The organism is Caballeronia choica, from assembly GCF_001544535.1.
GTDB classification, from domain to species: domain Bacteria; phylum Pseudomonadota; class Gammaproteobacteria; order Burkholderiales; family Burkholderiaceae; genus Caballeronia; species Caballeronia choica.
Genome location: NZ_FCON02000116.1, coordinates 1 through 25,164 on the forward strand (window position 1 = coordinate 1; position 25,164 = coordinate 25,164).

Sequence of the window (25,164 nt, forward strand, 5' to 3'; positions counted from 1 at the left end):
CTCTCCGAACGCTTCTCGTCATTCGTTGCGCTCGCCGCTGCATTCATCTGGATCTGCTAATTGTCAACACGCCCTAGGGTTACGCCAGAAGTGTTTGCAGCAGCGTATGAAGCGGCGATGCAGGTACTTGAAGGAAAGGCGCAGTTGACCGAAGCACAAAAGGCCCTCGCGGCAGAATACGGAATTGCGGATCGCACCGCGAACGGATACATCGGCTGTTTTCTCGCCATGCGCCGGGGCAGGACATTCAAAACCATTGTCAGCGCAGACGGGCTTCGATTCATGCTTGGCCGCATTGGCGAAGGTGGACCTGGCAACCTAATGATGGCGCTGCAATCGGTCATGAATCACATCATGTATCTACAAGACATAACGGGTAACGAACCGGGACTGCGCCGCGTTCATGCGGAATTCGTGGGCAGGCTTCGCGAAATGGCCGCCTTCGATGAAGCTTCCTTTTCGTTTGACGATCAGGTGACAAAGGCGCTAGCAGACATGCCCGAAGCGCGCACGAGGCGACTCCGGCAAGCGCCGGCGATGCCTGAACAGCAGATCGTGCTAACGCGGGTCTTCAGGCGCAACCCCGATGTGATCGCGGAAGTTCTTTTACTGGCGAACGGCGTGTGCCAAGGCTGCGATCAGGCCGCGCCATTCCTGCGCGCGGACGGTCGCCCGTATCTCGAAGTGCATCATCGTCGTCCGCTTGCGGAAGGCGGCGCGGACACGGTCGAAAACGCGATCGCGCTATGTCCGAACTGTCATAAGGAACGGCACTATGGCGCAAACTATCGCACCACACAACAGTAGTCGCAAACCCAACACAAGGGAGAAGAATGCAGAGGATAGCGTGCTTGGGCTGGGGTTCTCTCGTTTGGGATGCGCGGGAACTCCCCATTCGAACAGGATGGTTTAACGATGGTCCGCTCGCACCGGTCGAATTCCTGCGACAGTCAAAGGACGGGCGGATGACGCTGGTAATTGACGAAGGCGGTCAACCTGTGCGCCTCCTATGGGCACTCATGGACGCCACGAGCGTCGAAGCCGCGCGCCGCGCACTCGGCGCACGCGAAGGGATACCGGCGAAGAACTGGCCAAAGCATATCGGGGCGTGGCAACGCTCGGACGGTGCGCCTCCCGCCGCGATGCCGACGCTCAATCATTGGGCGGAGTCGTGCGGGCTAGACGGGGTTGTCTGGACAGCACTTCCGCCGAAGTTCGGCGGGCGGGACGAGTATCGCGCGGGCTGTGATGAAGTGAGCGGATACCTTGCCGGTCTCGAAGGACAGACGGGTGAATTGGCCGAACAGTATGTGCGCAACGCCCCCCGCCAGATTGATACCCCCTTCCGTCGACATTTCGAAGCCGCGCTGCATTGGAGTCCGAGCGAAGATTGACAGAGCGCCTAAGCGCCTGTTCGGCGCATGTCGAACCGGCCGTCGCCGGGGAATGACTGCAACCGGGGTGCGCACGCGGAAGCTTTGGTCGAGTTGCGAACGTAGTTCATCCGTCAGATCTAGGAGTAAAGCAGCCGATCCAGTGGCAGTTAGCCCGACTCCCCGAGCGACGGGGTTGCGGCCGGCTGCTCTGTCCGACATCGATCGGTCGATGTGGGCCGACGTTGATCGGTCCGCATCGGGCAGCAGTCGACCACCCTACGCAGTCGATGCGCTGTTCGGATAGTCTTCCAGAAGGCGGTCGCTCGTCGGGGCAGAAGGCCGACATCAGGGCCACACAGATTAGCCGGTCTTAACTTGTATATCCGTTAGTCGAAATCCAACCGCATGAAAATCTATCTTGACTACAACCTGTTTGCGTACATGTACGACGAGACGAGACTAGATCTAAACGCCAAAGTTCGGGCCCTTTCTGATCGGCACATGTTTCCTTACAGCCCGGCACATATGGAGGAGATCGCCACGGCGGTTATGAACGCACCGACGATCGAGACGATGGATCGGTTGGAAGCTGCGATGCGGAAGATAGACAGCGTCTCCCAAATCAGCCGCAACGTTGAGCTGTTCCCGGTAAGTTCTGGTCCAATGGTTTTGAAAGAAGAACAACCTCTCGCGTGCTTTCGCAGGGTCGTGCTGCACTACGACAAGAATCCGATCGTCGAGGAGAACGAGGAACAGATTCTCGCGTTCTTCAAGGTCGGCGATCCACACGGGAAGTTGGCAAATAAGGTGTCCAATCTCGCAGACGATTTCCTGCTTAACTCAGACCACGGTCGAGACCTTCAGTTAAAGTTGCTTTTAGACATCGATTTTTCGTTCAGATGCAAGAGCCACGGCGTCAAAGACTTCACGTGGCCCGAAATCTCTGGCCACTTTCCCGTGCTCGAGCGAGCGATCGAACTTGCTATGAACTTCCTGGAGCAAAGTCGATATCGACCAGAGCACATCAGCAAGTCACGCTCTCGAATGCACGATGTGACGCACTGCATTTACGCGACCGGCTGTGATCAGTTCGTCACCCATGACAAGCGCCTGAACGACAAGGTACGGGCAGTCTATCGGTATTTTGGTGTCCCCACACGAGTGCTGACCCTTGAGGAATTTGTTGCGAGAGACTACGACTGAAGCATCACGATCAGTCAGTAAAACCGCCACTCGTGAGCGTTCATTCATGGCGAGGGTGTGTCAAAACTCAAAATCGCTAGGTTTTCGGGAGTCACTTTACGCCTCGCGAAGGCCTGCGAAGCCAACACAGCGAGTCCTGATGAGTCGACTTTTTTGCGGACCGGTCACGGCGCACGTTTTGACACGGAGACAACAGACAATCGGCAGCGACTACGCCGCTATCGCCCCCTTTCTTCGCGCTTTTACCCCCGCCCGCGTCCTCCTCCTCAGCCCCACCTCCCCCGTCCGCTCAACCGTAAACCGAAACTCCCTCGTCAACTTCTCCCCCGGCGCCAGCACCGTCATCCCATTCGCTTCCCCGCCACCCGGCAAATTCACCGCATTAATCGGATGATCAACCGGTTCAAAGCAAAAATAATCCTCCCCCGGCGGCGCATAAAGCACGTAGTAATCCGTATTCGCCGAAATCGTCAGCGAGAGCCTTCGCTTCGGCCACATCACACTTGTACGCCCGCTCCACCCAGTGAACGCGTTGTTCACCAGCGTCGAAGGCATCGGATACGCCACACCAAACTGCCAGGCCGGCGGCGCCGGCACATGCCGCACGGGCAGCCAGTCATCCCCGCATAGCCACAAACCACCCGCCGCCGCCGACAACTCCGTATCAGCCTCGCGCATCAAAAACGGATGCAACCCGAGCCCGAACGGCAACGCATCCCTTCCAGTATTCTCGACATCAAGCGTAACAACCAACGTCGCCCCATCGAGCAAATAAGTCTGCGCCGCCCGATACGAATACGGCTCCCCCTCCCGCCGATCAAGCGTCAACCGCACGCGCGCCGACTCCTCCTCCTCAACCTCCCACGCCCCAAGCCACCCGTCCCCATGCAGCGGCAGCGGTTCATCATCACGATTACGCGGCACATCAATCGCGCGCCCGGAAAACTCGAAATGCCCATTCCCGATGCGGTTCGAATACGGCAGCAGCGGATAGCAAGCAAGCTGATTCGGATCAGTATCGGAGCAAGGCTCGACGCACGGCCTGAAGATCGGCACGAGCGCGCCGTCGTGGCGCCAGTCGAAGCGCGTGATGCCGCCGCCAAGCGCGGGCGCCACATCCAGCCTCAAATTCGAATTGACCAGCGTGATGCAACCGTCGATACCCCGGCCGCCCATCGCGACCGTCGAGGTGCTCGGGCCGGGCCGTATCGGCGGCTCGACTGCGGCAGCAAGTTTGGAACGGCGGGCGTTTGCTCCGGCAGTGGAGGACGCCGCTATCGATGCAGGATTCACTCTTTCCGTTGAACGAGCAACAGTCATGACTCACGCTCCATCGAGAGGCGACAGCCCGGCATGGCCGGGTCGGGCGGGCGGCGCGTCGGTTGCACGCCGCCTCGGGTTCTTCTTATCGGACGGGCGGTGCATCGTTCATCGCACGCCGCCTCGGGTTCTTCTTCTATCTCTTGCCGGCGAACACCGGCTCGGCGACACCGCGCGCCGCGGGCGTCGCGATGAAAACACCGCCTGCGCTCACGTCGCCATGCAGCGCCTGATCGTCCAGTCCGATGCGCGCGCTCGTCACGTACAGCGTGTCGAACTGCGCGCCGCCGAAGGCAACACAGCTCGGCTGCGAAGTCGGCACGTCGATGCGCGCGGTCTCGCGACCGTCGGGCGCATAGCGCACGACGCGCGCGCCGCCCCACTGCGCATTCCACAGGCCGCCATCGCTATCGATGGTCGAGCCGTCGGGAACGCCCGCCGCATCCTGAAGCTCGACGAACACGCGATCGTTGCCGAACGACGGGTAGTCGCAGACGCGAATCTGCCGTGTCGGCGAATCGCAGTAATACATCGTCGCCCCGTCCGGGCCGAACGCGATGCTGTTCGAAATCGCGCAATCCGCGAGCGGCAGGCGCTCCAGCGACAGGTCGCCATTCAGCCGATAAAACCCGCCGATCGCCTCGGCCTGATCCACATCGTGTTTCGTGCCGAAGACGAAGCGGCCTTGCCGGTCGCATCGGCCGTCGTTCAGGCGCGTCGGCAGGCCGGCTTCGACCTCGGTGATCGTCTCGATCGCGCCCGTCGCGAGATCGAAGAACGCGAGCCGCGAGGCGAGCCCCAGCAAAAGAGCGCCCGGATCGGCGCACAGCGCAAAGCACGCAAGCCGTTCGGGCATCGCGAATGAAACGCTCGTCCGATCGCGCGGATCATAGCGCCACAGGCGTTTGCCTTCAATATCGGTCCAATAGAATCGACCGCTCGACGCACACCACGTTGCACCTTCACCCAGCGTGCATTGGCTGTCGATCAAGAGTTGCGCGCGTGCGGCGTCCATCAGGCCCACCCTCCGTCGACGATCACGTCCTGCGCGGTCATCATGCGGCTGTCGTCGGCGGCGAGGAAAAGCGCCGCGCGCGCGAGATGCGCCGGCAGCAGTTCGCCGTCGATGCACTGGCCTTCCTTGATCGCGCGACGGCCGGCGTCGTCGAGCCATAGCCGCTTTTGCTTGTCGGTCATGACCCAGCCGGGCACGAGCGTGTTCACGCGGATATTGAACGGCCCGAGGTCGCGCGCGAGGCCGCGCGTCATGCCCTGCACCGCCGCCTTCGCCGTCACGTACACCGGATAGCCGCCGTTCTTCAGCATCCAGCTAATCGAGCCGAGATTGATGATCGAGCCGCCGCCAAGCTGCTTCATGTCGTCGATCACGGCCTGCGCCGCGAAGAACTGATGGCGGATGTTCACCGCGATACCGGCGTCGTAGGACTCCGGCGTCACGTCTTCAATCCTGTGACGTTTGTCGTTCGCCGCGTTGTTCACCAGCGCGGCGACCGGCCCGAACGCGCTCCTCACATCGGCGATGCCCTGGCGCAAGGCGTCGATGTCGGTGAGGTCGACGTGCAGGAACATCGGCCGATGGCGCCCTTCCGGGAGGTCGGCGCCCAACTGGTCGGCAAGCGCTTCGCCGGCATCGGTGTCGATGTCGAAGAACGCGACCTTCGCGCCCTGATCGAAGAAATGTTCGACGAAGGCCGAACCGATGCCGGTCGCGCCGCCCGTGATCAGCACCGTCTTGCCGGCGAGGCTGGGATAGCGCGCGAGCGCGCTGTCGATCGAAGCTGCCATGCTTGTGCTTCCTTCTGACGAATGATTAGTCGCGCGAGCCGCGGTTCTTCAACTGGTCGAGCAACACGGCCGCCAGCAGGATCGCACCGCGCACGAGGTACTGATAGAACGCGTCGATGTTCAGCAGGTTCATCACGTTCTCGACCGTGCCCATGATCAGCACGCCGATCACGACGCCCGAAATCGTCGCCCGGCCGCCCAGCAGCGATACGCCGCCCAGCACGCACGCCGAAATCACGTTCAGCTCGAAACCCTGCGCGGCGTTCGGCTGACCCGACGTGATGCGCGAGGCGAGGATCACGCCGGCGAGCGCGGTCACGGCGCCCTGGATCAGGAAAATCCAGACGCGCGTGCGCTCGACGTTGATCCCGGCGAGCCGCGACGCTTCCGGATTTCCGCCGATCGCCAAAGTATTGCGACCATACACCGTTTGATTGAGCAGCACGCCAAAAACGATGAAGCACGCGAGCGTCACCCAGATCGGCAGCGAGATGCCGACGAACGTAAGGCCGCCGAGCGCGATGAACGTATCCGACGACACGCCGACCGCCTGCCCGTGCGACACGATGAAGCCAAGGCCGCGCACGATTTCCATCGTCGCGAGGGTCGTGATCAGCGCGTTGATGCGCAGGTAGGCGATCACCGCGCCGTTCACGAAGCCGATCACCGCGCCGGCCGCGACCGCCGCGACGATCGCGATAAACGTGTTGCCGGTGGCGTTGAGCACCATCGCGCAGAGCACGCCCGCGAACGCGATCGTCGAGCCGACCGACAGGTCGAAGTCACGCGAGGCGAGGCAGAACATCATCGTGCACGCGACCATGCCGATCTGCGAGATCGAGAGCGCGAGGCCGAGCATGTTCTCGATCGAGAAGAAGTGATCGACGGTCGCCGACATCGTGATGAACATCACGACGAAAATCACGATCAGGCTGTATTCGGTGACTTGCTGCCACCACTTCTGCTTGTCGCTTTTTTGCGGGATCAGCGCGTTCGCGACCGATTCGCTCGCCTGGCTGACGAGGTTTTCTCTTGCTTCCATGATTCGCTCCGTATTCCCTTGAGTACCGTTCAGTCTGCTCAATCTGTTCAGGCTGCCTTGGCGGTCGAGTCCGACTGCGGCAGCGCGAGGCTGAGCACCGACTTGTCGTTCGCCTTGCCTCGCGGCAATTCGCCCGCGATCCGTCCCTGCCGCATCACGACGATCCGGTCCGACACGCCGAGCACTTCCGGCAGCTCCGACGAAATCATCACGATCGCGCAGCCGCGCTCCGCCAGTTGATAGATGACGTTATAGATTTCGTGCTTGGCGCCGACGTCGATGCCGCGCGTCGGTTCGTCGAGGATCACGACTTTCAGGTCCGGCTCGGCGAGCCAGCGCGACAGGATCGCCTTCTGCTGGTTGCCGCCTGAAAGAAAGCGGATCTTCTGGCGGCGGCTCGGCGTCTTGATCTTCAATAGCTTGATGAAGCGCTCGGCGGTTTGCGCTTCCTTCTTGCGGTCGAGGAAAAATCCCGCGTGCAGGTAATGGCGCCGGCACGAGATGTTGATGTTCTCCGCGACCGTCGCCATCGCGATCACGCCTTCTTCCTTGCGGTCCTCCGGACACAGCACGATCCCGTGGCGAATCGCCTCGCCGGTGCTGCGCACCTTGATCGGCTTGCCGTCGAGCGTGATCGTGCCGGCCTTCTTCCGGTCCGCGCCGTAGACGAGGTGCATCAGTTCGCTGCGCCCCGCGCCCACCAGCCCGAAGAACCCGACGATCTCGCCGCGCCGCACTTCGAAGCTCGCCGGGGCGGTAAGCGCGTGCCCTTCCACGTTCGCGACGGAAAAGCGCACCGGGCCGAGTTCGCGCGGCTTGTAATCGTAGATGTCGCTGATTTCGCGGCCGACCATTTCCGCGACGAGCGTCTCGCGCGGCACGTCGGCAAGCTTCGGATGCGACGCGATCAGGCGGCCGTCACGGAAAATCGTGCAGGTGTTGCACAGTTCGTAGATCTCGTCCATGCGGTGCGAGATGTAGATCAGCGCGCGGTTGTCCGCCTGCAGGTCGCGCACGAGCTTGAAAAGCACCTCGGTCTCGCGGTGCGACAGCGAACTGGTCGGTTCGTCGAGTGCGATCACGCGCGCATTGCGCAACAGCGCCTTGCAGATTTCCACCATCTGCCGCTGCGCGATCGAGAGGCGGCGCAGCTTGGCGTTCGGATCGAGATCGACGCCCATCGCCAGCAGGCGTTCCTTCACGTGCCTTTTTGCTTCGCGCTTGTTCACCCAGCCGAACGTGCTCGGCAGTGCGCCGAGCAGCAGGTTTTCGGCCACGGTGAGGTCGGGCACGTACTGCAATTCCTGGTGAATCACCGCGATGCCGGCCGCAATCGATGCGGCGGCGCTCGGGAAATGCACCTCGTTGCCGTCGATGAGAACGCGCCCGGAATCGGGCTGGTACTCACCGCCGAGAATCTTGAGCAAGGTCGATTTACCTGCGCCGTTCTCGCCCATCAAGCCGTGAACTTCGCCGGCGTGGACGTCGAACGACACGCCGTCGAGCGCGCGCACGCCTGGAAACACCTTGCCGATACTGTCAAAACGCAGCGTCGCTGACACATCGCCTCCTGAGTTCTTCAAGGCCGCCTGCTCAAGATCAAGATAAGCAAGCGGCCTTTCTTTCACCTGACGTCGAAAAGTTACTTGGCCGATGCCAGGCCCATCTTTTCACGCACTTCCGCGACGTTGTCGCGCGTCGCGAGCATGCCGCTCGTCAGCGTGAGCTTCGGCGGTTCCTTGCCGTCCTTGATCCAGTCGTACATCAGCGTCGACGTTTCCTCGCCGTGGCGCTTCGGGCTGATGATGACCGTCGCGAAGAAGCCGGTCGGGTTCGGCTTCTTGAACTCGTTCAACGCCGATTCCGAACCGCCGATGCCGACGCCGATCATGTTGTCCGCCTTGAAGCCGCGTCCTTCGGCCGCGCGCACCGCGCCGAGCACGCCTTCGTCGTTCAGCGCGAACGCGACCCAGTGCTTGAACTGCGGGTTCTTGGTCAGCGCGATGTTGGCTGCGTTGAACGCGTTTTCCGTGTCGGTCTTCGCTTGCGGCGCCATGATGATGTTCGCCTTCGGGAAGCCCGCGGCGACCAGCGCGTCGGCGGCGCCGGCCGTGCGGTCGTGGGCGGTCGGCAACTGTTCATACGTGACGTCGATCGCGCCGACGTCCTTCATGTCCCAGCCGCGCTTCTTGATCTCGGCCGCGATGCCCTCGCCCACCTGCTTGCCGATGTTGTAGGCCGAAATGCCCATGTGCGGGACCGATTCGATCGGCTTGCCCGAGCCGTCGACGAGGCGGTCGTCGACCGTCATCATCTTGAGCTTGTCGGCCTTCGCCTTCGCGACGATGCCCGGCCCGAGCTTCACGTCCGGCGTGCAGATTATGAAGCCCTGCGCCTTCTGCGCGGCGAGGTTGTCGATGGCGCTCATCACCTTTTCACCCGACGGCGCGCCGATCTTCACGAGCGTGAAGCCCTTTTCCTTCGCGGCGATCTCGGCGAACTTCCACTCGTCCTGGAACCACGGCTCTTCGGGCTGCTTCACGAGAAAGCCGATCTTGATCTGCTCGTCGGCGGCCTGCGCGACCGGCGCGGCGAGCATCGTGGCGCTCGCGGCGGTGGTCGCGGCAACCAGCGTGAGGAACATTCTGCGTTTCATGTTGTGTCTCCTGACGTATGTCTCAAAGTCCATGCGCTTTTTTATGAGCGCTACGAAGGTGTGGCCGTGTCTAGTTATTGACGCCGCACCGCGGCCAGTGCGCCATGCTTTCTTTCAATCGTGGTACAGGGCCGAGCGCCCGCCATCCACCGTGATGCAGCTTGCATTGATGAACGGCGCCTCGTCCGATGCGAGGAACACTGCCGTCATCGCGACTTCTTCGGGCTTGCCGATGCGCTTCATCGGCTGGAGGTCGAGCGTGGCCTGCTTCGCGGCCACCGGATCGGCCTGTTCGTTCCACCAGTCGAGCGTCAGTTGCGTTTCGATGTAGCCGGGCGCAATCGCGTTGACGCGTACGTTGCGCGCCGCGTATTCGATGCCGAGCGCGCGCGTCAAGCCGATCACGCCGTGCTTCGCGACCGGATACGGAAAGCAGCCGGGAATGATCTTGAAACTGTGCGTCGACGCGATGTTCACGATGCTGCCCGCGCCGCGCTCGACCATGCCCGGCAGCACCGCGCGACAACCGTTCCAGACGCCGTCGAGGTCGACGGCGAAGCAGCGCCGCCAGTCGTCGTCGGTCATCGTGAGCGGGTCGCGGAACACGTTGATGCCCGCGTTGTTCACCAGCACGTCGACGGGGCCGAACGCTTCTTCCGCTTTCGATACCGCTTGTTGAAGCGATGCGCGCTGCGTCACGTCGGTATGCACGGCGAGCACTCTCGGCGAGCCCGTTTGCTCCGCGATGCGCGCCGCCGTGCCGCGCGCCGTCTCGATATCGAGTTCCGCTAGCACGACCGCCGCGCCCTCCCGCGCGAACGCGAGCGCGATTGCCGCACCGATGCCGCGACCGGCGCCGGTGATGAGCGCGACCTTGCCGGCGAGCCGGTTCATTGCTTTTCGCCTCGCGCGATACGCAAGCCGTTGATGAACGCCTTCGCGTGCGCGCCGGTGACGGCCGCGCTCTGACCCGGCTTGTACAGCGCCGAGCCGAGACCGAAGCCGTTCGCGCCCGCCGTCAGGAACGGCCCCATGTTGTCCGGCGCGATCCCGCCGACCGGCACGAGCGGCACGGCCGCCGCGATCACCGCGCGCCACGCCTTCACCACCTGCGGGCCGAGTTGCTCGGCCGGGAACATCTTGAGCACGTCGGCGCCGTTCTTCAGCGCGAGGAACGCCTCGTTCGGCGTCGCGACGCCCGGCGCGCACGCGAGCCCTTGCGCTTTCGCAGCGCGCACGACGTCGGCGTCGCTGTGCGGCATCACGATCAGGTCGCCGCCGGCCGCCTTCACCTGATCGACGAAACTCGAATGCAGCACCGTCCCCGCCCCGACGATCGCATCGGCCGGCAGCGCCTGGCGGATCGCGGCGATGCTGTCGAACGGCTGCGGCGAGTTGAGCGGCACCTCGACGATGCGAAACCCGGCCTCGTAGAGCGCGCGGCCGTGGTCGGCGGCATCGGCGGGCGTCACGCCGCGCAGGATCGCGATCAGCGGACACGCGCTGAACGCGGCGGCGAGGCCGGCGTGGGGCGCGTACGGCGCGGGCAGGTTGATGTGAGGCTGCATGTCCTTACTCCTTTGAACTCGCGCGGACGGCGGCTTTCACGAGCCCCGCCTGCGCTGCGATGCGATATAGGCCGTGTTCGGTCGCTTCTCCGACGGTCTTCGCGTCGTTGCAGCCGAACCGTGCGAGGGCCACGCGATAACGCTCGCAGAGCGCGTCGTTGCCGATCAGGCGCAGCGTCTTCCCCGCGAGATTCGATTGCTCGCGGGCGAGGACTTCGTTCAGGCCGCGCAACTCGTGGCCTATCAGAAGGCCCGACAGGTAATCGGACTGCTGTTCCGGCGCGAGTTGCCCGGTGAGGCCGAGCGTGCGCGTGCTGAAAATCGTCGCGAGCATGCCGGCGTGGCCCGCGTCCTTCGCGGTATCGACGCCGCGCATGAACGCATCCGAATCCGGCCGCTCGGTCGCGCGCATCGTGCGGCCGAGGATCGTGTGATCGCGCAGTGCGCCGAAGGTCTCGCCGGTCATGAACGTGTAGAACCGCTCGATCCGGCCTTTGAACACGAACGCCCACTTTGCGTGCGTGCCGGGCAGGCCGATCAGCGCGCCGTGCGGTTCGTTATCGAGGGCGGCGTCGCTGGCGAGCGCGCCGAAGATCTGCGTCTCCTCGCCGCGCATCACGTTCGGCATCGTGCCGGCCTGCAGCACGCCCGGCACGATGTGCACCGTCGAGCCGTTCGCCGCCTTCACCTTGACGATGCCGTTCACGAGCGCCGACGCGTCGGCGGGCGTCTCGATGTAGGGCGCTTCCATCCAGCCTTGCGCGCTGCCGACCATGCCCGCCGCGATCACCGGCAGCGCCGGATCGCGCTTGAGCCACGCGCCGCAGGTTTCGTCGAACGCCTGATCGAAGCCGCCCGCGGGCAGCTTCATGATCCCCGCCGGCGACGCTTGCGAGTCCAACACCGCGCCGTCGGCGCCGAGCAGGTAGGCGCGCAGCGCAGTCGTGCCCCAGTCGAGCGCGACGAGCGCGGCGGCGTGATGCGGCGAGTTCGCCCCGGTCATCGCTTGATCCTGCGGGTGGTGGGCTGCGGCACGCGCCAGCCGAGTTCCTCCGAGATCGCCCGCGCTTCGCGCTGCACGACGGGAATCAGTTCCTCCATCCGCTCGTGCGGCATGTAGGGAATCGTGCTCGCCACCGACAGCGCCGCCACGATCGCGCCCGACGCATCGCGCACGGGCGCCGCGACGCAGCGGATCGACGCTTCGTTTTCTTCGAGGTCGAACGTGAAGCCGCCTTGCGCGTAACGCGTCATGCGCTGCAGGAAGGTGTCGACGTCGGGACGGTGGTCAGGCTTGAAACTCGCGCCGGCGAGCGCCCGGTGCGACGACTCGAGCAGCTTGGACCAGGTGTCGTGCGGAAGATCGAGCATCATCGCCTTGCCGATCCCGGTCGATGCAAGCGGCATCCGGTGTCCGACGCGCGAGCGCATTTCGAGGCCGCGCGTGCCGGGGATCTTGTCGATGTAGAGGACGTCGTCGCCGTCGCGCACGCCGAGGTGGATCGTGTCGTGGGTGTGCTGGGCGAGCGCTTCGAGATGCGGGCGGGCGACGGCCGTGAGCGGCATCTGTTCGAGCGCGATCGTGCCGAGCTCGATCAGCTTCGGGCCGAGCAGATAGCCGCCCTGCACTTGCCGCAGGTAGCGCGCCTGCACGAGCGAGCTGACGAGGCGGTGAGTGGTGCTGCGCGTCGTTCCGAGCGCGGCGCCGAATGCACGCAGGTCGCGGGCGCCGTTCGCGGCGGCTTCGAGGATCGCGAGTCCGCGTAGCAGGGTTTGCGTGCCGGCCTGCTGTGGCGTGATGTCGAGGAGCGTGCTCGGCAACGCGATCGCGTCGGGATCGCGGACGTTCGGCTTGTTGTCGGTGGACTTCGGCTTGTCGGCAACTTGCGGCGCGGCGGCTGTGTCGGCCACGTCGATGTCGGTATTCGGCGATTTGTTCATGGCGCTCGATGCTCGTTGGACTGGGCTGCCGCGGCGTCAGGCGTGACGGCGGATGACCGCGCCGGGCGCGATTCGTGAAGTCGTCGGATGAGGCGGCGCGGCCTGCGAGCGCAGGCGGGCAATCGATTGCATGACGTGTCTCCGTTTCTTTGTCGCGCGGCTGAATGCGAAAACCTTGCCGCGTCGTAATTGCCTTTCTGGCTGTGGACGGATTGTAGGTCCGCTTATCTCGAATTTTCAATATGTGATTGTGGTGTTCATATAATGGGAGTCACGATGATCGCCGATTGCGGGCAAAATGCAAAAAAGCCCTGATAAATCAGGGCTTTATGCGTTTAGCGAAGGTGAACTAAAACCGCTTACTCGGGCAGTTCCGCCGCCCCCATGCGCTTCGCGATCACGCGCGTGCGCTGCGCGAGATAAGCCGAATTGCGATGCTCGTCGAAATAGCGCGGGCGTGGGAGCATGACTGCGAGCCGTGCGCTTTGCCCGGCCGTGAGCTTCGCCGCCGACGTCTTGTAGTAATACTGCGCGGCCGCCTCGGCGCCGTAGACGCCATTGCCCCACTCGACCGAATTCAGGTAGATCTCGAAGATGCGTTCCTTGTCCATCCAGAATTCGAGCATCCACGTAATGACGAACTCCTGCGCCTTGCGGACATAGCTCTTCTCCCGCGACAGGAACAGGTTGCGCGCAAGCTGCTGCGAAATGGTCGACCCGCCCGCGACGATCTTCCCGCGCGCCTTGTTCTTCTCCCAGGCCTGGAGAATCGCGTCGGTTTCGTAGCCGTTGTTGTTGGCAAAGTTCGCATCCTCCGACGCGATGATCGCGCGCTTCAGGTTGCGCGAAATCTGGTCGTAGGGAACCCAGGTCCGGCGAATCGACAGATCGGGCCGCTCCGCCTTGAGCCGCCACGCGTCGGAGCGCATGAACGCCGTCGACGAAGGATTCACGAACGTCCAGACGCCGATCTGCACGAAGAACACCAGTTGCGTCGCGAGAAACGCGATGCCGAGCACCGAGACGCCGTACACGATCCAGCGCGCCGGCCCGAGACGAACCGCAGGTCTTGTTCTTGTCATCCTGGGAAGTCCGCGCGGTTCCGGTTGGTCAGGCCGTGGCTGTCAGGATCTTGCGCAATTCGCGCAGCACCGCGCCGCCGTCGGGCCGCACGCCGCGCCACACGAAGAACGATTCCGCCGCCTGCTCGACAAGCATCCCGAGACCATCGGCCGCGCGCGCGCCGAGCGCTTGTGCGTGCTGCATGAAGACCGTCGGCTGCGGGCTGTACATCATGTCGTAGGCGAGCGAGCCGGGGCCGAACGAAGCGTCGTCGCAATCGGGAAGCGCATCGTCGAGACTGCCCGCCGTCGCGTTCACGATCACGTCGTAGGCGCCCGCTTCGACCGTGTCCGCCGCGCCGCCGGACAAGCGCACGTGCGCGGCCTGCGCGGCGTCGGCGAACTGGTCGACGAGTTGATGCGCCTTCGACGCCGTGCGGTTCACGATGGTCAGCGCCGCCGGCTTGCGATCGAACATCGGAAGCACGACGCCGCGTGCCGCGCCGCCCGCGCCGAGCAGCAGGATGCGCGCGCCTTCGAGCTTGACGCCCAGGTTCTGCTCGATGTCGCGCACGATGCCGACGCCATCGGTGTTGTCGCCGCGCACGCCGTTGGCATCGAACGCGAGCGTGTTCACCGCGCCCGCTGCCGCTGCGCGCGGCGTGAGCGAATCGGCGAGCGCGTGGGCATCGAGCTTGAACGGCACGGTCACGTTCATCCCGCGCCCGCCCGCTTCGATGAACGCGCGGACGTCCTTCTCGAAACCGCCGATCGTGCCGAGGATGCGGCCGTATTCGACCGGCTCGCCCGTCTGCTCGGCAAAGCGCGCGTGGATCCACGGCGACTTGCTGTGCTCGATCGGGTTGCCGATCACCGCGTAGCGATCCGGGTTCATTGCGTCGGCTCCGTGGCGTCGGTCGAGGGTTGTTCGGGCGTATCGGGCGCTTCGGGCGTTTCGGTGGAAGCTTCAGCCGAGGCTTCGGCTTCGCTTTCGGCGCTCAGGTCGTCCGTCTCGATGATCTCTTCCTCGGCTTCCTCCTCCGGCGCTTCCGCCGACGCCGACGGCGCGTCGATCACATGCAGCAGCCGGCACGACGCCTCGACCGTGAGTTCATCGATCGACATCACGTCGAGCATCACCTTCGTCCCGCGCGCATGCACGCCGAGGCCGGGAACGTGCAGCATCAGCGGGATTTCATCGAGACGCACGAGATCGTCCTTCACCACCGACGCCGCCACCTGCTTCCGGTTCTCCTGCTTGAGCCAGCGCAGGCACCAGAAATATTCCATGCGGCGCTGGTGATCGGCGTAGGCGGAATAGGTGTCGTCGAAGCCCTGCACGACGGCGAACAGATCGGCGTCCTTCGGCTTGAACGGCGCGGCGAGCTTCGCCGTGACGCCGTGCTGCACGCACGCGATCAACTGCCACTGGTTCACGAGGTCGACATAACGGCGCAGCGGCGACGTGCTCCACGCGTACTGCGCGACGCCGAGGCCTTCGTGCGGCGCGGGCGTCGTCTGCATGCGGGTGCGCTTGGGTCCCGGCCCGCCGAAACCGCGTTGCGACCGGTAGATGCCCGGCACGCCATGATCGTTGAGGAACGCGCCCCACGACGAATTCGCGAGAATCGCCAGTTCCGCGACGATCAGGTCGAGCGGCGAGCCGCGGCGGCGCGGCGTGATCGTGATGTGCTCGCCTTCCACGTAGAAATTGAAGTCGTTGTTGCGCTGGACTTCGCGCCGCAGGCCGTAGGTCGCCCGCGCTTCCTGGCGCTTTTCGAACAGCGCCTGCGCGAGCGGCCACAGCACCGCGATGTCTTCCTTGTGCGGGTAATCGCCGCTGCCGTTCGCGAGCGTTTCCTCGGTGACGAATTCGTCGAGATGGTTGTGACGCAGGTTGGTTTTCACGAACACGCGCTCGGCGCGCGTTTCGCTCGCGACGATTTCCTGCGTCTCGCGATTCACGATGATGTACAGCGACAACGCCGGCCTCAAGCCGCCTTCGGCGAGCGTGAACGTCTCGACGACGCTGTCCGGCAGCATCGTGATCTTGTCGCCGGGCATGTAGACGGTCGAAAGACGCGTGCGCGCGATTGCATCGACCATGTCGCCGCGCGCGATGCCGAGCGCCGGCGCCGCAATGTGCACGCCGATGCGGATGCGGCCGTCCGCGAGTTGCTGGACGGAGAAGGCATCGTCGATTTCGGTGGTCGTGACGTCGTCGATGGAGAACGCTTCGACTTCCGCTTCCGGCAGGTCCTCGGGCAGCGGCGGAATCTCGACAGCCGGAAAGCCAACGCCGTGCGGGAAGAACTCGGAGAGAAAACGCGCCTCGTGCAGCGCACGCGCCGACGGAATGCCGCCGCATTCGAGCATCAGCCGCGCCTGCGAAATGCCGCGCACGGCGGCGGCGGCTTCGAGCGCCTTGTATTCGATCGTGTTCTTGTCGGGCTTCGTCAGGAGACCGATTGCCTTGGCCGCAAGCGCTTCGGGCAGCTTGCCCGCCTTCAGTTCCTCCTCATAGCCCGCCTGCACGAGCGCCTGCTGGCGCTTCTTTTCCAGCGACGCGAGCGCCATCTGCAACTGTTCCTGCGGCGCGCGCTGATATTGTCCTCGGCCCTTGCGGCGGAAATAGACCGGCGCGCCGTGCATGCGCAACACGAGCGCGGCGCGTTCCACCGCGCCGAACTTGTCGCCGAAATAATCGGCGCCGAGCGTCGCGAACGGAAACTCCTCTTCGGGCGCGCATTCCCACAGGAAATCGAGATCGATGTCCTGCGCGATGGTGTCGGCTTCCTTCATCAGGTCGCCGGCTGCGGGTTTCTCGAACTCGATCAGCACGTCCTTCGCGCGCACTTTCGCTCGCCGGCCGCCCGGCAACTCGACCTGGAACGCGTCGCCCTGCTTTTGCAGGACTGCGCCGGCCTTGAAACTACCCGATTCCTCGAAGAAAACGTTCACTCAATACTCTCGCAAGACTGTGAACCGGCAAGGCGGAAAGCTCGCCGGCAATGGAATAGCTTAGGGCAACGCGGGACAGGTGGCCGATTTTTACCTTGGAGCGCGGCGGGCGCGACGGCCGAGCAGCGTGACGCACAGCCGGCTGGCGTTGCGCTCAGGCCGCCGCTGTCGCCATCGTCGCGGGCGGACGAGGCGCGCAAAACGCGAGCACCGCGTCCAGGTATTTCGGAAAATCGCTGATCGCGTGGTCGCCGCCCTGGATCAGCGTCGTGCGCACGTTCGGGTAATGCTCGAGCATCGTGCGGTAGTCGAGCACTTCGTCGCCGGTCGCGGCTATCAAATAGTAGCGCTCCGGACGCGTGACCGTGTCGACCGCGAGCGCGTGCAGTTCGTCCAGATGACGCGGCTCGACGACGATGCTGCCGCCGCCGTGCCAGAGCGGCTGCTCGCCGAGGTAATGGCTCAGGTCGCGCTGCGGCACGACCGCCGGATTGAGCAGCACCGCGCGCCAGCCGTGCTTTTCGGCGAGCCAGGTCGCGTAGTAACCGCCGAGCGAGCTGCCGATCAGCGTGACGTCATTGCCATCGGCCTTCGCAGCCACCGATTCGGCGAGCGCGATGGCCTCAGCGGGCGAAACCGGCAGCACCGGGCACTGCCATTCGTCGAGCCGTCCGAGTTCCGCGAGGCGCGCGCGCATCACGCGCGCCTTGAACGATTGCGGTGACGAACGAAAGCCGTGCAGGTAGAGGATCACGCGTGGCCCCTGGCGGGTCGCGCCGAGAGCGCGTCCAGCAGTTTCTGATGCACGCCGCCGAATCCGCCGTTGCTCATCACGAGAACGTGATCGCCCGGCTGAGCGGCGGCGACGACCGCCTTGACCAACGGGTCGATTTCGTTGAACGCCTGCGCCTTCGCGCCGAGCGGCGCGAGCGCGCCGGCGAGATCCCAGCCGAGCTTGTCGCGGCCTTCGCGCGCGCCGAAGCCAAAGACGAGATCGGCTTGGGCGAGGCTTCCCGGCAGTTGCGCCTTCATCGTGCCGAGTTTCATGGTGTTCGAACGCGGTTCGAGCACGGCGAGAATGCGCGCCGCTTTTCCGACGCCGCCGATTCGCGTGCGCAGCCCCGCGACGGTGGTTTCGATCGCGGTCGGATGATGGGCGAAGTCGTCGTAGACGGTGATGCCGTCGACGCTGCCCTTCACTTCCATGCGCCGTTTGACGTTGCGGAAGCTGGCAAGCGCCTTCACCGACAACGACGGCGGCACGCCCACCGAGCGCGCCGCCGCGATCGCGGCGAGCGCGTTCATGCGGTTGTGCTCGCCCTGCACCTGCCAGTCGACGACACCGAGCCGCTCGCCTTCCCAGTACACCGCGAACTGTTCGTCGACGCGCGCGCCATCGGTGGCGGGCAGCGCCTGCCAGCCGCCTTCGACGCCGAAGCGCTCCACGCCCGACCAGCAGCCGCGCGTCAGCACGCGTTCGAGCGCGTCCTCGCGACCGTTCGTCACGATGCGTCCGACGCCCGGCACGGTGCGCACGAGGTGATGGAATTGCGTTTCGATCGCGGCGAGATCGGGGAAGATGTCGGCGTGATCGAATTCGAGATTGTTCAGCACCGCCGTGCGCGGCCGGTAGTGGACGAACTTCGAGCGCTTGTCGAAGAAAGCGGTGTCGTATTCATCGGCTTCGATCACGAAGAAACTCGAGTCGGTCAGCCGCGCCGAAATGCCGAAGTTCAACGGCACGCCGCCGATCAGGAAACCCGGATTCAGCCCGCCTTCTTCCAGCAGCCAGGCGAGCATGGAACTGGTCGTCGTCTTGCCGTGCGTGCCGGCTACCGCGAGCACCCATTTGCCGGCGAGCACATGCTCGCCAAGCCACTGCGGCCCCGACGTATAAGGCAGCCCGCGATCGAGAATCGCCTCCATCAGCGGATTGCCCCGCGTGACGACATTGCCGATCACGAACAAGTCGGGTTCGAGGGAAAGCTGTTCGACGCCGAAGCCTTCGATCAACTCGATGCCTTGCGCTTCGAGTTGCGTGCTCATCGGCGGGTAGACGCCGGCGTCGCAGCCGGTGACCTTGTGGCCCGCCTCGCGGGCGAGAACGGCGAGACCGCCCATGAAGGTGCCGCAGATGCCGAGGATGTGGATGTGCATAAACCGTGTCGCGCCGCCCGGGCGCCAGTCTCGGAAAACGTTGGACGGGCGGCTTTCAAATGCCCGTCCGCGAAGGTGCATGAAGGCGCATATTGTAACCGAGGGCGCCCGGCGCTCCGGCTTTCCGCACGGGCGTCCGCCGAAAACGGGGCCGGTTGGGAATCTCTAGTATTATTCCGAGATGGTTCGCAAATCACATCTCGATCCGCTGCGCGTTCGCGAGGAAATCGCGATCGCGGCAGCACGAATGATCGCTGAAGACGGGCTCGACTACTCCACCGCGAAGCGCAAGGCGGCGCGGCAAGTCGTCGGCGAAACGAAGGTCGGCGGCGAGTGGCTGCCGGACAACGACCAGATCGAGGACGAGATCCGCGAGTATCAGTCGATCTTCCAGAGCGACAGCCAGCCCGCCGTGCTGCGCCGGATGCGTGAAGTGGCGCTCGACTGGATGCTGCGTCTCGAACAGTTCAATCCGTATCTGACGGGCGCCGTGTTGAACGGCACGGCCGGCGAACATTCCGACATCCATCTGCAATGTTTCTGCGACAACCCGAAGGAAGTCTCGATCTATCTGCTGAACGCGAACATCCAGTACGACGTGTCCGAGACGCGGCACTTCGCCGGGCGCGGCTATGTCGAGACTCTCAGCTTCCTGAACCGGCCGACGCGCGCTGAAGACCCGATGGGCATTCACATCGCGCTCTACGACGCCAACGACCTGCGCGGCGCGGTGCGCGCCGACGGCCGTGGGAGACTCGCCCGCGCGAACGCGTCGGCGGTGCGGGCGCTGCTCGAAGGCTCCGGTACGCCGCCTGCGCTCGGCGTCGCCGGCTGACTGCACTTATACAAGCATCCAAATGATCTCGAAACGCATTCTTGGGGCGGTTGCCGTCGCGATCGCCGCGACGGCTGGCGGCTTCTACGCCGGGCACCTGATGACGGGCGGCACGACCGAAGCGGCTTCGTCGACCGGCGCCGTCGATGAACTGTGGAAGACGTCGCTTCAGAACGCGGCCGGCACGCAGCAAACGCTCGCGGCGTTCAAGGGCAAGCCGGTCGTCGTCAACTTCTGGGCGTCGTGGTGCGGACCGTGCGTCAAGGAGATGCCGGCGCTCTCTGCCATGCATCGCGATTACGAAAAGAAGGGCATCACGTTCATCGGCCTCGGCGTCGATACCGAGAAGAACGTGAATGATTTCCTGCAGAAAGTGCCGGTCACGTACCCCGTGTACATCGCCGGCTTCGGCGGCGCGGACCTCGCGCGCCGTTTCGGCGACGACGCCGGCGGCCTGCCATTTACCGTCGTAATCGACGCAAAAGGCGTCGTTCGGTCGACAAAACTCGGTGAAGTCGATCCTGCGGAATTGAAAAAGACGCTCGACGCGCTGTAACAGTGTTTGAAGCCCTTGCCGTGTTTTGGCGGCTGAAAGCGTCGAAATACCACCGGTTCGCCTATTTTTGAGAGAACATGCTACAGCGCGTGCGGGCGAGCATGTAATTTCTTCCAGTGTCATGGACGGCCGCCCCGTGTAAAACTGGACAAAATTCTCTAAACGGCGCTAAAGTGCGCCCAATTCACACAAACCGAAGCGACTATGACTCGACCGCTGGCACTGCACGGCCTCAAGCCGACCCCGCTCGACATCCAGAAACACGATGGTCGCGGTTGCACAGCAGTCGCCCGGTCGCTTTCCGGTGGCACGACCTTCCGGGTATTGCGCTTGCGAGTCCACGGGCCGGAAAAGTAAATCTGTGCGCATTCGAACGGCTTGCCGCGCCGTCTCGCGGCAGATCGGCCGGCGACGCAACACCCATAAATCAAGTCAAGCACCGGATGCGTTTCCGGTCTCCAAGTATTGAAAGGGGATTTCTCGATGGACCTTCGTAAACTCAAAACGCTGATCGACCTCGTCTCGGAATCCGGTATCTCGGAACTCGAAGTGACGGAGGGCGAAGGAAAGGTTCGCATCGTCAAGAACGCGGCGCCCGTCTATATGCAGGCACCGCAGCAGTACATGCCGCAAGGCCAGATGCAGCCCGCACCGCAATTCGGCCCGCCGAGCGAAGCCGGCGCCGGTCCGGCCGCCGCGCCTGCTGCCGCTGTCGCCGCCGCGCCGCAAGGCCATGTCGTGACGTCGCCGATGGTCGGCTCGTTCTACCGCTCGCCGTCGCCGGGCGCGGAGCCGTTCGTGCAGGTCGGCGACACGGTCAAGGAAGGCCAGACGATCTGCATCATCGAAGCGATGAAGCTCCTGAACGAAATCGAATCCGACAAGTCGGGCGTCGTGAAGGAGATCCTCGTCGAGAATGGCCAGGCCGTGGAATACGGCCAGCCGCTGTTCGTGATCGGCGACTGAGCCAGCCGAACATGCCGCGCCCCATGCGCCGCGCATCACGTGACAGCGCGCGACCCAGGCCGCTGGCCAGCACTCAGGCATTCGCCGCGTCCACGTCGCTGCTGCAACGCTTGGCGAGACGCGCCGCCGATCCTCTAGGGCCGCACAGTCGGCCCGCTGATGAGTCGAATAATTGCTATGTTTGAAAAAATCCTCATTGCGAACCGTGGCGAAATCGCGCTTCGCATCCAGCGCGCGTGCCGCGAACTGGGCGTCAAGACGGTCATCGTCTATTCCGAAGCCGACAAGGAAGCGAAGTACGTGAAGCTCGCCGACGAAGCCGTCTGTATCGGACCGGCGCCGTCGAACCTTTCCTACCTGAACATGCCGGCGCTGATCAGCGCGGCCGAAGTCACCGACGCCGAAGCGATCCATCCCGGCTACGGCTTTTTGTCGGAGAACGCGGACTTCGCGGAACGCGTCGAGCAGTCGGGCTTCACGTTCATCGGGCCGCGTCCGGAAACCATCCGCATGATGGGCGACAAGGTCACCGCGAAGCAGACGATGATCAAGACCGGCGTGCCGTGCGTGCCGGGTTCGGAAGGCGCATTGCCCGACGATCCGAAGGAAATCGTGAAGATTGCGCGGACGATCGGCTATCCGGTGATCATCAAGGCGGCGGGCGGTGGCGGCGGGCGTGGCATGCGCGTGGTGCACACCGAAGCGGCGCTCGTGAACGCGGTCAACATGACGCGCGAAGAAGCGGGCCGCGCGTTCGGCAACCCGCAGGTCTACATGGAGAAGTTCCTCGAGAATCCGCGCCACATCGAAATCCAGATTCTCGCGGATTCGTTCAGGAACGCGATCTGGCTCGGCGAACGCGATTGCTCGACGCAGCGCCGCCATCAGAAGGTGATCGAGGAAGCGCCGGCGCCGGGCATTCCGCGACGGCTGATCGACCGCATCGGCGACCGCTGCGCCGAGGCCTGCAAGAAAATGGGCTATCTCGGCGCGGGCACCTTCGAATTCCTGTACGAAAACAACGAGTTCTATTTCATCGAAATGAACACGCGCGTGCAGGTCGAGCATCCGGTGACCGAACTCATCACCGGCGTCGACATCGTGCAGGAACAGATTCGCATCGCCGCCGGCGAGAAACTGCTGTTCCGCCAGAAGGACATCCAGTTCCGCGGCCACGCGATCGAATGCCGCATCAACGCGGAAGATCCGTTCAAGTTCACGCCGTCGCCGGGCCGGCTGACTTCGTGGCACATGCCCGGCGGCCCGGGAATTCGCGTCGATTCGCACGCGTACAACGGCTACTTCGTGCCGCCGAACTACGACTCGATGATCGGCAAGCTGATTTCCTACGGCGCGACCCGCGAACAGGCGATCAACCGGATGCGCATCGCGCTGTCGGAGATGGTCGTGGAAGGCATTTCGACCAACATCCCGCTGCATCGCGAGATGATGATCGACGCGAAGTTCGTCGAAGGCGGCACGAGCATTCACTACCTCGAAAACAAGCTGGCCGCGCGACAGGCCGCCGTTGCCGCCGAAGAGGCTTGAGTCGATGAGTTACCGGGAATTGATCGCGGAACTGGATCGCGAGCACGCGGAAGCGCTGTCGGACGCGTTGCTGGAAGTCGGCGCGCTGTCGGTATCGGTGGAAGACGCCGACGCCGACACGCCCGACGAGCAGCCGCTCTTCGGCGAGCCCGGTCTCACGCCCGAGAACCGCGCGTGGAAACGCTCGCGCGTCGTGGCGTTGCTCGCCGAAGACGCCGATCCCGCCGTGCTGCTTGCCGCGGCGGTCAATGAAATCGGGCTGGCGCAGACGCCTTCCTTCACCGTGCGCGACGTCGAGGAGCAGGACTGGGTGCGGCTCACGCAGTCGCAATTCGATCCGATTCCGATCGGCGAGCGCATCTGGGTCGTGCCGTCGTGGCACGACGCGCCCGATCCCGACGCGCTCATCCTCGAACTCGATCCGGGCCTCGCGTTCGGCACCGGCAGCCATCCGACTACCCGCCTCTGCATGGAGTGGCTGGAGCAATCGGTACAGCCGGGTCAGTCGGTGCTCGACTACGGCTGCGGGTCCGGCATCCTCGCGATCCTTGCGCAGAAGTGCGGCGCACATCCCGTGTTCGGCATCGATATCGACCCGCAAGCGGTCGAATCCGCGCGCCAGAACAGCGCGCGCAATCGCGCGGAAGTCACCTACGGCCTGCCCGACGATTGCCCTGCGGGCGAGTTCGATATCGTCGTCGCGAATATTCTTTCGAATCCGCTGAAACTGATGGCGTCGATGCTCGCCGCGAAGGTGAAGCCGGGCGGGCGCATCGCGCTGTCGGGCATCCTGGCGCGGCAGGCCGACGAAGTCGCGGCGGTCTACGCGACATGGATCGACATCGGCGTCTGGCGCGAACACGAAGGCTGGGTGTGCCTCGCCGGAACTCGACGCGAAAGCCTTTAGAATAGCGCCATCGTCCACGAACCGGCCGTCAGGCCTTCGGCTCAAACATGGCGCTGGCAACCCGCTGTCCTCACTGCGATACCGTTTTCCGCCTCGATCCGCACTTGCTCGCGCCGCATGACGGACGCGTGCGCTGCGGACATTGCCAGGAGGTCTTCGACGCCGCGCATCATCAGTTCGAACTCGCGCAGGAAGAAATTGTTGTGCCGGGGGACGCGCGGCACGCGACTGCGCGGGACGAGGCTGTTGGGCCTCGTGACGCTGGGCGTGTGGGTGTGCGTCCTGAAGTCGTGCGCGAGGATGCCGTTGTGCCTCGTGACATTGGACGTGTGGCTCTGCGTCCTGAAGTCGCGCAGGAAGATACCGTTGTGCCTCGTGACGCAGGACGCGCAGCTGCGCCTCCTGAAGTCGCGCAGAAAGATACCGGTGCGCCTCGTGACGCAGGAGGCGCAGCTGCGCCGCCTGAAGTCGCGCAGAAAGAAGCGGTCGTGCCCGATAACGCACGGCGCGCGAGCGGCCGTCCTGAAATCCCGCCGAGCGTGGCGACCAAGCCCGCTGCCACAGTCGCCTCGACCCCGACGCCCGGTTTCTTTGCCGGTCTTTGGCGCAAACGGCCTGCGCCGCAAGCCGTGCCGGTCGTTGTTCCGCCGGTGTCGGTGCCAGAACCTCATGTCGCCGCCGATATCGGGAGCCGGTCCGCAGAAGAACACGCGTCGCGCTCCACGGTCGAGCCCGGCGCATCGTCGCAGGCTTTAGCCAGCGACGCCGGATCACACCCGAGCGATATACGTGTCCGCAACGATGCTGCAGACGAACAGGCCGCATTGAAGGCAGGCTTGCGGAGCGAGCCCGTCGCACCGGTCGAAGCGCATGCGCCGGTTGCCCGTACTCCCCCGACTGAAGCTGAGACACCCGCTGCCGAGACACGCTCGACTGAAGCCGACACGCCCGTCGCCAAGACGCGCTCGACCGAGACCGATGCACCGCTCGCCGAAACGCGCGTAACCGAAGCAGAAGCGGCTGTCACCAAGACGCACTCGACCGAAGCCGACACGTCCGTCGCCGAGACGCACTCGACTGAAGCCGAGACGCCCGCTGCCGAGACGCGCTCGACCAAAGCCGACACGTCCGTTGCAAAGACGCATTCGACTGAAGCCGAGACGCCCGCTGCCGAGACACGCCCGACTGAAGCCGAGACGTCGGTCGCCAAGACGCACTCGACCGAAGCCGACACGCCCATCGCCAAGACGCACTCGACCGA

24 protein-coding genes are annotated in these 25,164 nt (G+C 64.2%); 9 read left to right on the forward strand and 15 right to left on the reverse strand.

Going from position 1 to position 25,164, the window contains the following annotated elements:
• Window positions 1-117 precede the first annotated feature (117 nt).
• From AWB68_RS32335 to AWB68_RS48990, 3 genes are all read left to right on the forward strand, one after another.
• On the forward strand, window positions 118-807 hold the full coding sequence (locus AWB68_RS32335) for an HNH endonuclease (RefSeq protein WP_087648374.1): 690 nt from the start codon (window positions 118-120) through the stop codon (window positions 805-807).
• Window positions 808-965: 158 nt separating this feature from the next.
• Window positions 966-1,394 carry a hypothetical protein gene (locus AWB68_RS32340; RefSeq protein WP_087648375.1) on the forward strand — a complete coding sequence of 143 codons (429 nt, stop codon included), beginning with the start codon at window positions 966-968 and terminating at the stop codon, window positions 1,392-1,394.
• A gap of 387 nt (window positions 1,395-1,781) precedes the next feature.
• A complete protein-coding gene (locus tag AWB68_RS48990) occupies window positions 1,782-2,579 on the forward strand; it encodes a hypothetical protein (protein WP_200828858.1) in 798 nt (265 codons plus the stop codon).
• Window positions 2,580-2,789: 210 nt separating this feature from the next.
• Here AWB68_RS48990 and AWB68_RS32350 read toward each other — a convergent pair whose 3' ends face one another.
• The 15 genes from AWB68_RS32350 to mpl form a co-directional block, all read right to left on the reverse strand.
• Window positions 2,790-3,899: an aldose 1-epimerase gene (locus AWB68_RS32350; RefSeq protein WP_087648376.1), complete on the reverse strand. Its 1,110-nt coding sequence runs from the start codon at window positions 3,897-3,899 to the stop codon at window positions 2,790-2,792.
• A gap of 136 nt (window positions 3,900-4,035) precedes the next feature.
• Window positions 4,036-4,914 carry an SMP-30/gluconolactonase/LRE family protein gene (locus AWB68_RS32355; RefSeq protein WP_200828859.1) on the reverse strand — a complete coding sequence of 293 codons (879 nt, stop codon included), beginning with the start codon at window positions 4,912-4,914 and terminating at the stop codon, window positions 4,036-4,038.
• Window positions 4,914-5,705, reverse strand: coding sequence for an SDR family NAD(P)-dependent oxidoreductase (locus AWB68_RS32360; protein WP_087648378.1), 792 nt, complete (start codon window positions 5,703-5,705; stop codon window positions 4,914-4,916). Before AWB68_RS32360 ends, AWB68_RS32355 begins: the two co-directional genes overlap by 1 nt.
• 25 nt (window positions 5,706-5,730) lie before the next feature.
• On the reverse strand, window positions 5,731-6,747 hold the full coding sequence (gene araH, locus AWB68_RS32365) for an L-arabinose ABC transporter permease AraH (RefSeq protein ID WP_087648379.1): 1,017 nt from the start codon (window positions 6,745-6,747) through the stop codon (window positions 5,731-5,733).
• A 47-nt stretch (window positions 6,748-6,794) separates the two neighbouring features.
• Window positions 6,795-8,309 carry an L-arabinose ABC transporter ATP-binding protein AraG gene (gene araG, locus AWB68_RS32370; RefSeq protein WP_087648380.1) on the reverse strand — a complete coding sequence of 505 codons (1,515 nt, stop codon included), beginning with the start codon at window positions 8,307-8,309 and terminating at the stop codon, window positions 6,795-6,797.
• 80 nt (window positions 8,310-8,389) lie between these two features.
• Window positions 8,390-9,403 carry an arabinose ABC transporter substrate-binding protein gene (locus AWB68_RS32375; RefSeq protein ID WP_087648381.1) on the reverse strand — a complete coding sequence of 338 codons (1,014 nt, stop codon included), beginning with the start codon at window positions 9,401-9,403 and terminating at the stop codon, window positions 8,390-8,392.
• Between the two features lie 114 nt (window positions 9,404-9,517).
• Complete coding sequence (locus tag AWB68_RS32380) at window positions 9,518-10,297, reverse strand: SDR family oxidoreductase (RefSeq protein ID WP_087648382.1); 780 nt, start codon at window positions 10,295-10,297, stop codon at window positions 9,518-9,520.
• Entirely contained in the window at window positions 10,294-10,971 is a 678-nt protein-coding gene (locus tag AWB68_RS32385) for a 2-dehydro-3-deoxy-6-phosphogalactonate aldolase (RefSeq protein ID WP_087648383.1), read from the reverse strand. The genes AWB68_RS32380 and AWB68_RS32385 overlap by 4 nt, the downstream gene beginning before the upstream one ends.
• 4 nt (window positions 10,972-10,975) lie before the next feature.
• The gene (locus AWB68_RS32390) at window positions 10,976-11,974 is read right to left on the reverse strand and encodes a 2-dehydro-3-deoxygalactonokinase (protein WP_087648384.1); all 999 of its coding nucleotides are present in this window, start codon (window positions 11,972-11,974) and stop codon (window positions 10,976-10,978) included.
• Complete coding sequence (locus AWB68_RS32395; protein WP_087648385.1) at window positions 11,971-12,912, reverse strand: IclR family transcriptional regulator; 942 nt, start codon at window positions 12,910-12,912, stop codon at window positions 11,971-11,973. The genes AWB68_RS32390 and AWB68_RS32395 overlap by 4 nt, the downstream gene beginning before the upstream one ends.
• 359 nt (window positions 12,913-13,271) lie before the next feature.
• Entirely contained in the window at window positions 13,272-13,994 is a 723-nt protein-coding gene (mtgA, locus tag AWB68_RS32400; protein ID WP_087648386.1) for a monofunctional biosynthetic peptidoglycan transglycosylase, read from the reverse strand.
• Window positions 13,995-14,022: 28 nt separating this feature from the next.
• The gene (gene aroE / locus AWB68_RS32405; RefSeq protein ID WP_087648387.1) at window positions 14,023-14,868 is read right to left on the reverse strand and encodes a shikimate dehydrogenase; all 846 of its coding nucleotides are present in this window, start codon (window positions 14,866-14,868) and stop codon (window positions 14,023-14,025) included.
• On the reverse strand, window positions 14,865-16,934 hold the full coding sequence (locus AWB68_RS32410; protein ID WP_087648388.1) for a ribonuclease catalytic domain-containing protein: 2,070 nt from the start codon (window positions 16,932-16,934) through the stop codon (window positions 14,865-14,867). The genes aroE and AWB68_RS32410 overlap by 4 nt, the downstream gene beginning before the upstream one ends.
• 154 nt (window positions 16,935-17,088) lie before the next feature.
• On the reverse strand, window positions 17,089-17,688 hold the full coding sequence (locus AWB68_RS32415) for a YqiA/YcfP family alpha/beta fold hydrolase (RefSeq protein ID WP_087648389.1): 600 nt from the start codon (window positions 17,686-17,688) through the stop codon (window positions 17,089-17,091).
• Window positions 17,685-19,091: a UDP-N-acetylmuramate:L-alanyl-gamma-D-glutamyl-meso-diaminopimelate ligase gene (gene mpl / locus AWB68_RS32420; protein ID WP_087648390.1), complete on the reverse strand. Its 1,407-nt coding sequence runs from the start codon at window positions 19,089-19,091 to the stop codon at window positions 17,685-17,687. Before mpl ends, AWB68_RS32415 begins: the two co-directional genes overlap by 4 nt.
• Window positions 19,092-19,272: 181 nt before the next feature.
• Between mpl and AWB68_RS32425 the strand changes: the two genes are divergently transcribed.
• From AWB68_RS32425 to AWB68_RS49840, 6 genes are all read left to right on the forward strand, one after another.
• Window positions 19,273-19,926 (forward strand): UDP-N-acetylmuramate--alanine ligase, encoded by a 654-nt coding sequence (locus AWB68_RS32425; protein ID WP_087648391.1) that lies wholly within the window; start codon window positions 19,273-19,275, stop codon window positions 19,924-19,926.
• Between the two features lie 22 nt (window positions 19,927-19,948).
• A complete protein-coding gene (locus AWB68_RS32430) occupies window positions 19,949-20,482 on the forward strand; it encodes a TlpA family protein disulfide reductase (protein WP_087648392.1) in 534 nt (177 codons plus the stop codon).
• Window positions 20,483-20,965: 483 nt separating this feature from the next.
• Window positions 20,966-21,448, forward strand: a complete 483-nt coding sequence (gene accB / locus AWB68_RS32435) for an acetyl-CoA carboxylase biotin carboxyl carrier protein (RefSeq protein ID WP_087648393.1) — start codon at window positions 20,966-20,968, stop codon at window positions 21,446-21,448.
• Between the two features lie 177 nt (window positions 21,449-21,625).
• Window positions 21,626-22,996, forward strand: a complete 1,371-nt coding sequence (gene accC / locus AWB68_RS32440; protein WP_087648394.1) for an acetyl-CoA carboxylase biotin carboxylase subunit — start codon at window positions 21,626-21,628, stop codon at window positions 22,994-22,996.
• Between the two features lie 4 nt (window positions 22,997-23,000).
• Entirely contained in the window at window positions 23,001-23,903 is a 903-nt protein-coding gene (gene prmA, locus AWB68_RS32445; RefSeq protein WP_087648395.1) for a 50S ribosomal protein L11 methyltransferase, read from the forward strand.
• A 47-nt stretch (window positions 23,904-23,950) separates the two neighbouring features.
• A partial coding sequence (locus AWB68_RS49840; protein WP_235028609.1) for a zinc-ribbon domain-containing protein occupies window positions 23,951-25,164 on the forward strand: 1,214 nt, incomplete at its 3' end.